The organism is Galbibacter sp., assembly GCF_035306585.1.
Classification (GTDB): domain Bacteria; phylum Bacteroidota; class Bacteroidia; order Flavobacteriales; family Flavobacteriaceae; genus Galbibacter.
In genome coordinates, this window is the sequence record NZ_DATGNU010000130.1 from 1 (window position 1) to 14,320 (window position 14,320).

At 38.8% G+C, this 14,320-nt stretch carries 9 protein-coding genes; 6 read left to right on the plus strand and 3 right to left on the minus strand.

What is annotated here, in order from left to right; genetic code table 11:
* The first annotated feature begins 367 nt into the window (after window positions 1–367).
* From VKY50_RS11900 to VKY50_RS11910, 3 genes are all read left to right on the plus strand, one after another.
* Window positions 368–2,920 (plus strand): ATP-dependent Clp protease ATP-binding subunit, encoded by a 2,553-nt coding sequence (locus VKY50_RS11900; protein WP_324302048.1) that lies wholly within the window; start codon window positions 368–370, stop codon window positions 2,918–2,920.
* A gap of 120 nt (window positions 2,921–3,040) precedes the next feature.
* Entirely contained in the window at window positions 3,041–4,417 is a 1,377-nt protein-coding gene (rimK, locus tag VKY50_RS11905) for a 30S ribosomal protein S6--L-glutamate ligase (protein ID WP_324302049.1), read from the plus strand.
* 107 nt (window positions 4,418–4,524) lie between these two features.
* Window positions 4,525–4,932, plus strand: coding sequence for an STAS/SEC14 domain-containing protein (locus VKY50_RS11910; RefSeq protein WP_324302050.1), 408 nt, complete (start codon window positions 4,525–4,527; stop codon window positions 4,930–4,932).
* Between the two features lie 5 nt (window positions 4,933–4,937).
* Here VKY50_RS11910 and hutH read toward each other — a convergent pair whose 3' ends face one another.
* Both hutH and VKY50_RS11920 read right to left on the minus strand, forming a co-directional pair.
* The gene (hutH, locus tag VKY50_RS11915) at window positions 4,938–6,449 is read right to left on the minus strand and encodes a histidine ammonia-lyase (RefSeq protein WP_324302051.1); all 1,512 of its coding nucleotides are present in this window, start codon (window positions 6,447–6,449) and stop codon (window positions 4,938–4,940) included.
* 99 nt (window positions 6,450–6,548) lie between these two features.
* Window positions 6,549–8,090 (minus strand): NAD(P)H-hydrate dehydratase, encoded by a 1,542-nt coding sequence (locus VKY50_RS11920; RefSeq protein ID WP_324302052.1) that lies wholly within the window; start codon window positions 8,088–8,090, stop codon window positions 6,549–6,551.
* Between the two features lie 300 nt (window positions 8,091–8,390).
* Between VKY50_RS11920 and thrA the strand changes: the two genes are divergently transcribed.
* From thrA to thrC, 3 genes are read left to right on the plus strand one after another with little or no spacing between them, the layout of a single operon-like run.
* Entirely contained in the window at window positions 8,391–10,838 is a 2,448-nt protein-coding gene (gene thrA, locus VKY50_RS11925) for a bifunctional aspartate kinase/homoserine dehydrogenase I (RefSeq protein ID WP_324302053.1), read from the plus strand.
* 19 nt (window positions 10,839–10,857) lie between these two features.
* Window positions 10,858–11,778, plus strand: a complete 921-nt coding sequence (locus VKY50_RS11930; protein ID WP_324302054.1) for a homoserine kinase — start codon at window positions 10,858–10,860, stop codon at window positions 11,776–11,778.
* A gap of 43 nt (window positions 11,779–11,821) precedes the next feature.
* The gene (gene thrC, locus VKY50_RS11935) at window positions 11,822–13,126 is read left to right on the plus strand and encodes a threonine synthase (protein ID WP_324302055.1); all 1,305 of its coding nucleotides are present in this window, start codon (window positions 11,822–11,824) and stop codon (window positions 13,124–13,126) included.
* Window positions 13,127–13,214: 88 nt separating this feature from the next.
* Here the strand turns inward: thrC and VKY50_RS11940 are convergent, their stop codons facing one another.
* A complete protein-coding gene (locus tag VKY50_RS11940) occupies window positions 13,215–14,297 on the minus strand; it encodes a Gfo/Idh/MocA family protein (RefSeq protein ID WP_324302056.1) in 1,083 nt (360 codons plus the stop codon).
* Between the last annotated feature and the right edge of the window lie 23 nt (window positions 14,298–14,320).

A 14,320-nucleotide genomic window follows, 5' to 3' on the forward strand; every position in this document is an offset into this window, starting at 1 on the left:
GGTAAAGCACGTGACACAATGACTGACATCGAGTAATCGATATACGCCGATTTCATCTCATCCTCTATATTAATAGGGATCAGCTTTTCTCCTTCCGCCATATTTATTATATTATTTTCTGTTTAATTATAAATCGTGCCAATATACGTATTTTATTGATGCTTTCGCGAGGGTTGCCGATGTTTTTTCATGATTTTATCAACACATTATTAAGGCAAAATGGTTAATAATTAGCATATGTATTTTTTTGATTTAAACGGTTTTTTTTGTCTATTAGCTAAAACTACGTGAAATAACAACATTTTAAGGTATGGTTTTTGCCTACTATAAGTTGATTTAGTATTTTTAACCGTAGAAAGAAAGAAGTATGGATGACAATTTTTCCCCAAGAGTAAAAGACGTTATAGCCTATAGCAAAGAGGAAGCCCTTCGGTTAGGGCATGACTTTATAGGTACAGAACACCTTATGCTCGGACTTTTGCGTGATGGAAACGGAAAAGCGATCGATATATTAAGTGCCTTAAGTATAGACCTAGATCATTTAAGAAGAAAGGTAGAAATTCTAAGCCCCTCCAACCTTTCCGTTGGAGTAAGCGCTAATGACAAACGTAACTTGCATTTAACTAGACAGGCCGAACGTGCCTTAAAGACCACATTCTTAGAGGCTAAACTATTTCAGAGCCCTTCGATAAATACTGCTCATTTACTGCTTTGTATTTTGCGTAATGAAAATGACCCAACGACAAAGTTGCTAAACAAGCTTAAAATTGATTACGATAATGTTAAAGAACAATTTAAGCTCATGATAACAAGTGAAGATGATTTTCTAGATCCTCCTACAGCTGATTCGTTCTCAGATGAAACTGGTTCTGCAGAGGAAGGAAATAACCCCTTTGGATCAAGCCCTTCGAACAGTCCGAAAACTAATAAAAAATCTAAAACACCTGTTTTGGATAATTTTGGACGTGATCTTACACTGCTTGCTGAAGAGGATAAACTCGATCCCGTGGTAGGACGGGAAAAAGAAATAGAACGTGTTTCTCAAATTCTCAGTAGGCGCAAGAAAAACAATCCCTTGCTAATTGGAGAGCCTGGCGTTGGTAAAAGTGCCATCGCAGAAGGGTTGGCACTTCGTATTGTCAAAAAGAAGGTATCGCGAATTTTGTACAACAAAAGAGTGGTCACCTTGGACTTGGCCTCACTGGTAGCTGGAACAAAGTATAGAGGACAATTTGAAGAGCGCATGAAAGCTGTGATGAATGAACTCGAAAAGAATGATGACATCATTCTGTTCATCGATGAAATTCACACCATTGTTGGTGCTGGAGGTGCTACAGGTAGTTTAGACGCCTCTAATATGTTTAAACCAGCATTGGCTCGTGGAGAGATCCAATGTATTGGAGCAACAACCCTTGATGAATACAGGCAGTACATCGAAAAAGATGGCGCTCTAGAGCGTCGTTTTCAAAAAGTTATTGTAGAGCCTACTTCGGTCGAGGAAACTATTGAGATCCTTCACAATATCAAGGATAAATACGAAGAACATCACAATGTAAACTATACCGATGAGGCAATAGAGGCTTGTGTGAAGTTAACCAATCGATACTTGACAGATCGTTTTTTACCAGACAAGGCTATTGATGCTTTGGATGAAGCTGGGTCTCGCGTGCATATCACCAATATGGAAGTTCCAAAACAAATTTTGGATCTTGAAAAGGAATTGGAACGCGTGAAGGAACTTAAAAATTCTGTGGTTAAAAAACAGAAATACGAAGAGGCAGCCAAGTTAAGAGATGACGAGAAAAGAATTGAAAGGGAACTTATTCAGGCCCAAGAAAAGTGGGAGGAAGACAGTAAGTTGCACCGTGAAATCGTATCAGATGAAAATGTAGCCGATGTGGTTTCTATGATGAGTGGTGTGCCTGTTACTAGGATTGCCCAGGCAGAGAGCTCAAAACTAGCTCAAATGCCAGAGCTCATAAAAGGAAAAGTCATCGGACAAGACAATGCTGTAGCGAAAGTAGTTAAAGCTATTCAAAGAAATAGAGCTGGACTTAAAGATCCTGATAAACCCATTGGATCCTTCATATTCTTAGGACAAACTGGTGTTGGTAAGACGCAACTTGCCAAAGTTTTAGCCAAACAACTTTTTGATTCGGAAGATGCTCTTGTTAGAATCGATATGAGTGAATACATGGAGAAATTCGCGGTATCTCGACTCATCGGAGCACCTCCAGGATATGTCGGATATGAAGAAGGTGGACAGCTTACGGAAAAAATAAGAAGGAAACCTTATGCAGTGATTCTTTTAGACGAGGTTGAAAAAGCACATCCAGATGTTTTCAACATGCTCTTACAGGTATTGGACGATGGGTATATCACCGATAGTTTAGGAAGAAAGATCGATTTTAGAAATACGATCATCATAATGACTTCCAATATCGGGGCGCGTCAACTGAAAGATTTTGGACAAGGTGTTGGATTCGGAACCTCAGCCAAACAGGCACAGGCTGATGAACATTCAAAAAGTGTAATTGAAAATGCTTTGAAAAAAGCCTTTGCTCCAGAATTCTTAAACAGAATTGACGATGTAGTTGTCTTTAATCCACTAGAAAAAGAAGATATCCACAAGATTATCGATATCGAATTGGAGAAATTATATCAGCGAATCGAAGGTTTAGGATATTATTTATCATTATCCAAAAAGGCCAAAGATTACATTGCAGATAAAGGATTCGATAGACAATACGGTGCTCGACCTTTAAAACGTGCGATCCAAAAATACATCGAAGATGCTTTGGCTGAAGAAATTATCACTTCAAAAATTGCCGAAGGCGATCGTATTGAGATGGACTTAAATCAAGAGAAAGATGCACTGACTATTAAGATCTCCAAGGTAGAGAAGTCTACAGAGTCATAAAACCATAGACCTGTTCAGGGAAATAAAAACGTGTGATGTCACTATCACACGTTTTTTTTATAATTTTATCGCCCATAAAATTCTTCTTAACTTAGAGGATACGTCAGAGAAATAATTTACATGGAAAACAAAACAATTATAGGTAGCCAGGAATGGGTTTCTTTACCAGAACTTGACATTCCAACAATAAAGGTTCGTGTGGACAGTGGGGCAAAAACATCAGCATTGCACGCCGTAAACATTCAACCTTTTCAACGAAACAATGATACTTGGGTTACTTTTGACGTATACCCTATCCAAAACAATGGTAAAAAGGTGATCCATTGCGAAGCACTGGTACTGGATAAAAGAGTCGTAAAAAGCTCCACTGGTAATCGTGAAAATCGCTATATCATTCGAACCAATTTACATATTAATGGAGATTCCTGGGACATAGAACTATCACTGACCAATCGAGATAGTATGGGTTACCGCATGTTACTTGGAAGAGAAGCCATGATCGGACGCCTTATAGTAGATCCAGAAGCTAGTTTTATATTGGGGGATTTAAGTGAGGAAGAACTCGGGAAACGCTATAAAAATACGATCAGCAATAAAGGTGGTTTAAAGATTGGATTATTAGCGAGCAATCCCAATCTCTATAGCAATCGTAGAATTATCGAGGCTGCCGAACGTATGGGGCATGAAATTGAATTCCTTAATATCCGTCAGTGCTATATGAAGCTCGATGCGGATACCCCAGAGATTCATTATCGCGGAGGTAAAATCCTAAACGATCTAGACGCCGTTATTCCAAGAATACGACCAAGTATGACCTATTACGGTTGTTCCCTAGCAAGGCATTTTGAATCCATAGGTGTAGCAGTTTTAAATAAAGCAGAATCCATACGTCAATCAAGAGATAAACTCTTCTCTCTTCAATTACTCTTAAAAAATGGGGTCAGCATACCAACTACAGGGTTTGCCAACTCTCCTCTAGACACGAATGATTTGATAAAGATGGTTGGCGGTTCTCCGCTGATTATCAAACTACTAGAGGGCACACAAGGCAAAGGCGTGGTTCTAGCCGAGACTAAAAAAGCCGCAGAAAGTGTTATTAATGCCTTTAAGAGTTTAAATGCCTATATCTTAGTACAAGAGTTTATTAAGGAAGCAAACGGAAAAGATATACGATGTTTTGTCATTGATGGAAAGGTGGTAGCTGCCATGCAACGCGAAGCACCCCCTGGGGAATTTAGAGCCAATATTCACTTGGGTGGAACCGCTTCAGTGATCAAGGTCACAGCTGCGGAGAAGAAGCTTGCTATTAAAGCTACCAAAGCCATGGGCCTTGATGTGGCGGGGGTGGATATTATTCGTTCTTCAAAAGGACCTTTACTACTCGAGGTCAATTCTTCTCCGGGATTAGAAGGTATTGAAACTGCAACGGAAATTGATATTGCAGCATCCATGATAAAATCAATTGAGAAAAAACTACATTGGAAGGGAAATAAATAAGTGAATTTCGAGGACTAAAGCACAATTTAACAGATAAAAATTGTAATTCGTCTAATATCAACAAACACTTTATTACCCTGATGAAAATTAGGAGTAATTTTGTGGTTATGAATGCAATATCTTCAAAGTATAATTTAGTCAAGATCTATGAACTTGATTTTGGGAATATCGAAGTATATTCTAATCTTATCGTAGGTATCGTTAATGATGGAATTGATTTTAACCTCGAACATATATCGGCTTTGATAAATATTGCAGAAATTCACTTTAGCAAAAGGAATTTTGGATATATTTCCCTGAGAAAAAACTCTTATGCACTGGATCCTTCGGTGTACAAATATTTAAAAGAACTTCCAACGCTTAAAGGTATTGCAATAGTCTCTGAAAATGAGCTGTTTAAACACAATTTTAAAATTGAAAAATACTTCTACGGTAATAAAATGAAATTATTTCGAAACGTAGAAACTGCTGGCGAGTGGATTCAAAGTATTGTATCACCTAACCATATTAATTAACCCGATCAATCTTTAAAATAATCAGGGGACACTGGAATTTCATCTATAAATTCAATCGAATTTTTAATGTCATCATGAAATACTCGATCGTTGGCCACAAACGAAACACGCTTGCGAAAATTAGAGTAGAGTTCTTCTATTATTTGCGAGGACTTAAGCGGCCTTCTATAGGTTAATGCCTGCGTGGCATTCAGAAGCTCAATAGCTAAAATAGTCTTTAAATTATCAACTAACTTAAGGCATTTAGTAGCAGAATTTGCACCCATGCTAACATGGTCCTCTTGTCCGTTGGAAGAGACAATTGAATCTACACTCGCCGGACTTGCTAATTGTTTATTCTGGCTTGCAATACTCGCTGCTGTATATTGAGGAATCATCAACCCAGAATTTAACCCAGGATCATTAATTAAAAATGGTGATAAACCGCGTTGACCCGAGATTAATTGAAAGGTTCTGCGTTCAGAAATACTCCCCCACTCTGACAAAGCAATACTTAGATAATCTAGGGCGATAGCTAGGGGTTGACCGTGAAAATTCCCACCTGAAAGAATCAAATCCTCCTCGATAAAAATATTAGGATTATCCGTCACTGAATTGATTTCAGTTTTAAATACTTTTCTAACATGAGCTAGCACATCTTTCGATGCCCCATGAACCTGAGGTATACATCTAAAGGAATATGGATCCTGTACTTGAGTCTTTGGCGCTTCTGCAATTTGGCTACCTTCTAAAAATTGGCGAATTCTATCGGCGGTTTTGATCTGTCCTCTATGAGGTCGCACTAGATGTATTAGTCGGTGGAATGGCTCCGTTAAACCATCAAAAGCCTCGAGTGACATTGTACCAATAAGATCCGCCGCATAAGAGAGCCTATAAGCACTTATGACACACCAAATACCATATGCGCTCATAAATTGGGTTCCATTGAGCAAAGCCAAACCCTCCTTAGCTGTTAGTTCAACTACCTTCCAATTCATTTTATCCATAATAGCTTCCACCTTTGTGATCGTTCCTTTATAATACACTTCCCCTTCCCCAATCAACGGCAATGACAAATGCGCAAGGGGCGCTAAATCTCCTGATGCCCCCAAAGAACCCTGGGTATATACCACTGGAATAATATCATTATTATAGAACTCTATCAGCCTAAGAACCGTTTCTAGCTGTACCCCACTATGGCCATAACTCAAGGATTGTATCTTCAGAAGTAACATGAGCTTTACGATTTCTACCTCCACCAATTCACCAGTTCCACAAGCATGGGAACGTACTAAATTTCGTTGTAATTCATTGAGATGGTTTCCGGCGATCCTCACATTACACAAAGAACCAAAGCCTGTATTAATCCCATAAACAGGAGTTTTATCTGAAGCTAATTTCTGATCTAAATATTTTCGGCATTTCTCTATGTTCACTTTCGCCTCATCAGAGAGTCTTAGCTTGGTTTTATGTTGAATCAGGTTCCAAATCGTTTCAATATCTAAAACGGTGGAACTTATATAATGAAATTCTTCCATGGGTTGTTCGTTGTTAGTGCAAAAGTCTGTAATTACACTTTAGTTTCCAATATCATTTTTTTTGAAGCCATCTAAAACTCAAAATTGGTTGAGAAATTATTATTGGTTTTGATTTGTCGATGACGCCTTGGGTTCATTTACGCGAATAAGCTCCAAAAAGGCATCTCCCGTAAAATCGATAATATCCGTAGCAGTTAATGCTTCAACACCTGATCTTTCAACGGCTAAGTCTCCTGCAGAACCATGAATATACACCCCTAACACGGTAGCATCCAATAGTGGATATCCTTGAGCCACTAAACCACTTATCAGACCCGTGAGTACATCACCACTACCAGCGGTTGCCATACCTGGATTCCCCGTAGCGTTCACATACATTTGGTCCTGGAAAACGGTTATGGTATGCGCTCCTTTAACCAAAATTATGAGCTGGTATTTATTAGAAAACGCCTTCATTTTATCCAGCTTCTCAAAATCATCTGACCAGGATCCTATCAGACGCTCTAGTTCTTTCGGGTGAGGTGTCAAAATAGCATTCCCTTTTATGTATTCTAACAACTCTGGGTTTTCGGCTAGTATATTCAGGCCATCTGCATCAATGACCAAAGGTTTATCATTTTGTTTTAAGAAGGAGGTGAAGGCTGCGACAGTATTAGGATGCATTCCCATTCCTGGCCCTATCCCTATGACCGTTGGATCCACTATATAATGAATATGTTGTATATGCTCTTGATGACTATCGGTAATAACCATAGCCTCTGGAAGTGAACTCTGAATAACCTGATAGCCGCATTTTGGAGTAAACACGCTCACTAGCCCCGCTCCTGCATGTAAAGTAGCTTCACTGCTCATGAGGATTGCGCCTATCTTACCATAACTACCACCAATCATTAAGGCATGTCCAAAGGTTCCTTTATGACTGTATTTATCTCTAGGACGATACCTTTGTAATGCTTGAAATTTACCAATATACTCCCCTAATGGCTTTTGCTTTTGAATAAATTCAGGATCAAGCCCAATATCAAGCACCTGCCAATATTTAGTATACCCACCAGTACTGGGAAGAAAGAATATTATTTTAGGGAACTGGAAACTTAAAGTGTAATCCGCATATATAGCTGCTCCCTTTTTGGTCGCCTTCTCCATAAAAACCCCAGAAGGAATATCAATGGAAAGCACAAAAGCTTTACTTTGATTAATATGGGTAATAAGGGTAGCCACCCAGTGAGAACTTGGACGATTAAATCCAATACCAAAAATAGCATCAATAACAATATCCCTTCCCGAAATTTCAGGTAATTCTGAGTTCTCGCTAAGTAAATGCGGCCATATATCAATCTCTTTAATTCGATCGAAATTCGTTAGAAAATCTTCAGAGCGTTGATCACTGAAATTAACCACATGTATGGTTACATTATAACCAGATTGCACCAAATATCGTGCAATAACAAGCCCATCTCCTCCATTATTGCCAACACCACAAAATATATGAATTCCAACTTTTGAATCTCCCAATTGCGATTGTATCCAATCAAAAGCCTTCTTACCGGCTCTTTCCATAAGTTGTTCACTAGAAATATTTTGACGTTCTATTGTAAATTCATCAGCCTGCCTAATCTGATTTAAAGAAAATATCTTCATTTGTTAAAAAAACATTGTTTAAATTATCAAATATTAAATAATATAAATTAGGTTTTATTACTTGCATAAATGTACTACATTTGAAAACCAATACGAATAAACACCAGTGAAAAATTTGACAAGCATACATGGAACTACTTCTATATTCCCTACTAGGAATACATGTACTGCTATTATTATTCGTACTATCACCATTATTACCCCTTTTGGGGTATAATTTATTTCATATCGTCCATCGTCTATTTTGTTTGACATTTAAACAAAAACAACACCAATTACTTATTTGTAATCTATATTTTTATGAAAGTATTAAAATTTGGCGGCTCATCGGTCGCTAGTCCAGATCGTATAAGAAAAGTTAAAGAAATTGTATCTAAAGCTTCACAGGGCCAAAAAGTGGTCGTTGTTGTGTCAGCCTTCGGAGGGGTAACTGACCTGCTGGTAAAGGCATCATTACTCGCAGCAGCACAGGATGAAGAGTACAAAGAAACTCTACTTCAAATCGAAGAACGCCATCTAGGTGCCATTGAATCTCTCATTGATATAAGCAAGCAAAGTGCAGTGATAAGCACTGTAAAACGTGAGTTGAATGTATTAGAAGCGCTTCTAGAAGGTGCTTATCTCATTGGGGAAAGCACCCCAAAATTGCTCGATAAAATTGTAGGGTATGGTGAACTGCTCTCCTCTTACATCATCAGTGAATATTTTATAAACGAAAACATCGACAGCGTTCATAAGGATAGTCGTCAACTGATAAAAACGGATACCTGTTTTGGAAAATCTCATGTTGACTTTAAGGCTACCAACACGCTTTGTGAAAATTATTTTGGAACCGTTAGTTATAGTGTGATTGTAACCCCTGGCTTTATCGCTTCCTCCATAGATGGAAATTCAACCACACTGGGTCGTGGAGGTTCGGATTATACAGCAGCAATATATGCGGCAGCCTCTGGCGCTAAAAAATTAGAAATCTGGACCGATGTCAGTGGAATGTTTACCGCTAATCCAAAGATCGTTAAGCAAGCCTTTACCATTCCTAGTATCTCCTATCAAGAGGCCATGGAGCTTTCCCATTTTGGAGCAAAAGTCTTGTATCCACCAACGATTCAACCAGCGCTATTTAAAAAGATACCTATCCATATAAAAAATACCTTCGCACCACAAGATGCCGGCACACTGATTTCTTCAAAGACTGAAGACAAGCCCGGTGCAGTACGGGGAATAAGCCATATCGAAAACATTTCATTGCTTTCTTTGGAGGGTTCTGGGATGGTCGGTATTCCAGGAATTTCTAAACGATTTTTTGAAGTACTCTCCCATGCCGAAGTAAGTGTGGTCTTTATTACACAAGCCTCCTCGGAGCATTCTATTTGTATTGGGGTTTCTTCTCAGGATGCATCGAAGGCTAAAGAGGCTCTGGATGCTGCGTTTGAATACGAAATCAGCCTTAAAAAAATCAATCCAGTAATTGTAGAAGATGATCTTGCGATCATCGCACTAGTGGGGGATCATATGAAAAGCCATCAAGGGCTCAGTGGTCGTATGTTCAGCTCCCTTGGAAAAAATAACGTTAACATCAGAGCAATTGCGCAAGGTGCTTCTGAAAGAAATATCTCAGCAGTTATCAACAAAGAGGATGTTAAAAAGGCTTTAAACACCTTACATGAGCAATTTTTTGAAGATCATATCAAACAACTCAATCTCTTTGTTATGGGGGTGGGAAATGTTGGCGAAAAGTTTTTAGATCAAATTCATACACAAAGAAAATACCTCAAAAAACAATTAAAATTAAACATTCGTGTTGTTGGAATTTCCAACTCTAAAAAAATGGTATTTGACCATAGCGGACTTGATTTAACTAATTGGAAATCGTTATTGGAACAGGGAGAAACAACTGGATTGGATTCGTTCTATCAAAGAGTTAAAGAGCTCAATTTACGCAACAGTATTTTTGTTGACAACACAGCCAATGATAAGGTTGCACAAACCTATGATAAATATCTAAGTGACAGCATCTCTGTGGTAACTTGTAATAAGATCGCTGCGTCTTCTCCTTACCAGAAATACCATCAGTTAAAGGATCTTTCCAGACGCTACAATGCACCATTTCTTTTTGAAACAAATGTGGGCGCAGGTCTTCCTATTATAGATACTTTAAAACACCTGATTGCCTCTGGGGATAAAATCACCAAGATCCAAGCTGTTCTCTCAGGTAGTTTAAACTTCGTGTTTAACAACTTTAACCTCGAAACACCATTTGATCAAGTGGTTAGACAAGCGCAGGATGAAGGGTATACAGAACCTGATCCAAAAATTGACCTTAGCGGGATCGATGTGATGCGAAAGATTTTAATCCTAGCTCGAGAAAGTGGAAATGAACTGGATATTGAACAAATTGAAAATGATGCGTTCTTACCAGAGGAAAGTTTAAAGACCACCAATGTAGAGGACTTTTATAAATCACTAGTGGATCATAAAGCACATTTCGATAAGATCTATAGTCAAGCTGCAGCGAAGAATTGCCGTTTAAAATACGTCGCTCAATTCGAAAATGGTAAGGCGAAAGTAGGGCTACAAGAAATCCCGAAAGATCACCCATTTTACAATCTTGAAGGAAAGGATAATATCGTGCTATTTTTTACCCAGCGATACAACGAGCAACCTTTATTAATTAAAGGAGCTGGTGCAGGGGCAGAAGTAACAGCATCTGGTATTTTTGCAGACATCATTCGAATAGGAAACTTTTAATAGCTGAATTGCAATCAAAATGAATGAAGTAAAATTATTCTGTCCTGCCACCATAGCTAATGTATCTTGTGGATTTGACGTACTAGGACTGTGTTTAGAAAGCACTGGAGATCAAATGCTTGTTCGCAAGGTCAGTACACCTGGGGTACGAATTACAAAAGTCACAGGACAACAGCTCCCCTTAGAGGCTGAAAAAAATGTAGCTGGGGTGAGTGCTTTAGCCATGCTGAAAGGTTTGGAAATTGATTTTGGTTTTGAAATCGAAATCTCAAAAAAAATCAAACCAGGAAGTGGTATAGGTAGTAGTGCTGCCAGTGCAGCTGGAGCGGTTTATGGAATAAATAAAATCCTTGGACAACCCTTTAATAAAACACAGTTGGTGGAATTTGCTATTCAAGGCGAGGCTCTAGCCAGTGGAACTGCACATGCCGATAACGTGGCTCCTGCCATATTTGGGGGTTTTACTCTTGTAAAGGGATATGAGCCTTTGGAGGTTTTAAAATTAAATACCCCCAGGGAGTTGTATGCCACGGTGATACATCCACAAATAGAAGTTAAAACAGCAGATGCTCGTTCGGTTCTAAAACAGTCTATTCCGCTTAAAAAAGCCATCGTTCAATGGGGTAACTTGGCTGGTCTAGTCAGTGCTTTATACACCGAGGACTACGACCTAATATCCCGCTGTTTACACGATGAAATAATTGAACCAATGAGAAGTCCTCTTATTCCAGGATTTCACAAGGTAAAACAAGCCGTCAAGGATGCAGGTGCCTTAGGAAGTGGAATTTCTGGTTCTGGCCCTTCTATATTTGCACTTTCTAAAGGAAAGAACAAAGCTGAGGAGGTAGCAAGAGCGATGGCTAATGTATATAAAGATTTTGGAGTGGAGTATGACCTGCATATCTCCAGCATCAACACCGATGGTGTTAAAGAACTATAAGGAGTACCAACTCCAACTAAGAAAATAAAACGCTTAAAAGAAAATGAAATATTACAGTTTAAATCAATCAAAAGCTACCGCAAACACCAGCTTTGAACAAGCCGTTATCCAAGGAATTGCCCCAGATAAAGGCCTCTATTTCCCCAATGAAATTAAACCTTTGGATCCCTCCTTTATCCAAAACATAGAACACTATTCAGATAAAGAAATTGCCTTTGAGGTTATTAAACAATTTGTCAATGATGAAATCCCTGAGGAAGACTTAAAAAAGATTATTGCTGAAACGCTATGCTTTGATTTCCCTACTGTTAAAGTGGAAGACAATGTTTATGCATTGGAACTTTTTCATGGGCCTACCATGGCATTTAAAGATGTCGGCGCTCGTTTTATGGCGCGTTGTCTAGGGTATTTTAATAAAAATAAGAAAGATCAACAAGTTTCTGTTTTGGTGGCTACCTCAGGCGACACTGGAGGTGCAGTGGCTAGCGGATTCTTAGGGGTTGAAGGTGTAGATGTGGTGATCCTATACCCTAGTGGCAAAGTGAGTGATATCCAAGAAAAACAGCTAACTACCTTAGGACAAAACATCGTCGCCTTGGAAGTGGACGGAGTTTTTGACGATTGCCAAGATATGGTAAAAACGGCATTTTTAGATCCAGCGCTACAAGCGCAAAATCTTACATCGGCCAATTCCATTAACGTGGCTCGATGGCTGCCACAAATGTTTTACTTTTTCTTTGCCTATAAAAAATTAAAAAGCAAGCATAAGGATCTCGTTTTCTCTGTTCCAAGTGGAAACTTTGGAAATATATGTGCAGGTATGATGGCTCATAGACTTGGTCTACCAGTGAAACATTTTGTCGCTGCAACCAACATCAACGACACCGTACCGGTTTATATGGAGACCCAGAAATATGAACCGAAAGCCTCCAAACAAACCATTTCAAACGCCATGGATGTTGGAAATCCGAGTAACTTTGTGAGAATTCAAAACTTATTCAACAATGATTTCAAAGCTTTGTCAGCGTTGTTTTCCTCTGCAAGTTATACAGATGACCAAACCATCGAGGCGCTTAAAAAAATCTATAAAAATGCTGGGTATATCGCAGACCCACATGGTGCAGTTGGTTACTTAGGACTTAAGAAATACCAAGAAAACAATCCAGGAGTTACTGGGGTATTTTTAGAGACGGCTCACCCAGTGAAGTTTTTAGATACTGTTGAAGAGGCCTTGGAAATTGAACTTCCTATTCCAGCGCAAATTAAATCAGTAATTGCCAAAGAAAAAACGAGTATCACAATAGCCTCTTATGAGGATCTAAAGAACTATTTGAACACAAGAAAATAAATGTTCTTAACAATATGAATTTAAAACTTATAGCAAAAGGGAATATTTTGAACGATATTCCCGTTTGCTATTATAATTTTATGGGTTGTTAAAGGTATACGGTCTTTCCACTTTTTACCGACTCATCACAAGCCAATACCACTTCTAGACTACTAACGGCATCTTGTAAATGCACTGATAAATCAATGTCATTTCTTATTGCATCTAGAAAATATAACTGTTCTCGCATGCACAACTCCAAGTGGTCAGGTTCATCCTTGAAATGAATCCACTGATCTTCTTTCTCAAATTCATTAGTAGTATCTAATGCAGCGTGATGGATTTTTAAGCTTTCTGTTTTGGTATGTCGATCCACAGCATCCGTCGTCCCCTGCTCCATTGCCGATGCGGAAACAATGGAAACACTTCCCTTGGGCCCCATAACATCTTTAACAAAATGCGCAGTTTCACTTATCATAGGCCCCCATCCAGCTTCATACCATCCAATAGAGCCATCTTCAAAGATAATTTGCAATTGACCATAATTGTAGTTATCAGGGGATATTTCATCTGTTAAACGCGCCCCTATGGCCGAAACTTGTTTAGGTTTAGAGCGAACCATTTGACACATCACATCAATATAATGAACCCCACAATCTACAATAGGGCTCAGGCTTTTCATAAGGTTCTTATGAACATCCCACATATACCCATGGCTTTGTTGATTTAAATTCATCCGCATCACCAGTGGTTTTCCAAGACCCTGGGCAACTTCAATGAACTTTTGCCAGCAAGGATGCTGTCTTAGAATATAACCAATAACAAGCTTTCTTCCTGTCCTTTCTGCCGCCTTTACCAATTCCTTAGCACCCTTTGCGGTAGTAGCAATGGGTTTTTCTAAAAACACATCGCAACCTGCATTAAATGCGGCCAAGGTATATTCCAAATGGGTATCTGGATAGGTCGAGATGCAAACAGCATCAGGATTGGATTGCTCCAACGCTTTCTCATAAGAGTCAAAAACAGGATAATTCGCTTGGAGCGCTTTGTTTAATATATGCTTACTTTCTCCTCTGGAGACCAAACCACAAATCTCAAAATCATTATTTAATCTGTGATAAACCTTGGCGTGAGATGCTCCCATATTTCCACAACCAACGATAAGAATTTTAATTTTTTCGTTTTTCTGCATTTCTAAGCTATTAAGTTTCTTTA

Excerpts from the sequence above, each read along its gene's own strand:
- VKY50_RS11900 (WP_324302048.1), top strand. The coding sequence starts at position 368 with ATGGATGACAATTTTTCCCCAAGAGTAAAAGACGTTATAGCCTATAGC.
- rimK (WP_324302049.1), top strand. The coding sequence starts at position 3,041 with ATGGAAAACAAAACAATTATAGGTAGCCAGGAATGGGTTTCTTTACCA.
- VKY50_RS11910 (WP_324302050.1), top strand. The coding sequence starts at position 4,525 with ATGAATGCAATATCTTCAAAGTATAATTTAGTCAAGATCTATGAACTT.
- hutH (WP_324302051.1), bottom strand. The coding sequence starts at position 6,449 with ATGGAAGAATTTCATTATATAAGTTCCACCGTTTTAGATATTGAAACG.
- VKY50_RS11920 (WP_324302052.1), bottom strand. The coding sequence starts at position 8,090 with ATGAAGATATTTTCTTTAAATCAGATTAGGCAGGCTGATGAATTTACA.
- thrA (WP_324302053.1), top strand. The coding sequence starts at position 8,391 with ATGAAAGTATTAAAATTTGGCGGCTCATCGGTCGCTAGTCCAGATCGT.
- VKY50_RS11930 (WP_324302054.1), top strand. The coding sequence starts at position 10,858 with ATGAATGAAGTAAAATTATTCTGTCCTGCCACCATAGCTAATGTATCT.
- thrC (WP_324302055.1), top strand. The coding sequence starts at position 11,822 with ATGAAATATTACAGTTTAAATCAATCAAAAGCTACCGCAAACACCAGC.
- VKY50_RS11940 (WP_324302056.1), bottom strand. The coding sequence starts at position 14,297 with ATGCAGAAAAACGAAAAAATTAAAATTCTTATCGTTGGTTGTGGAAAT.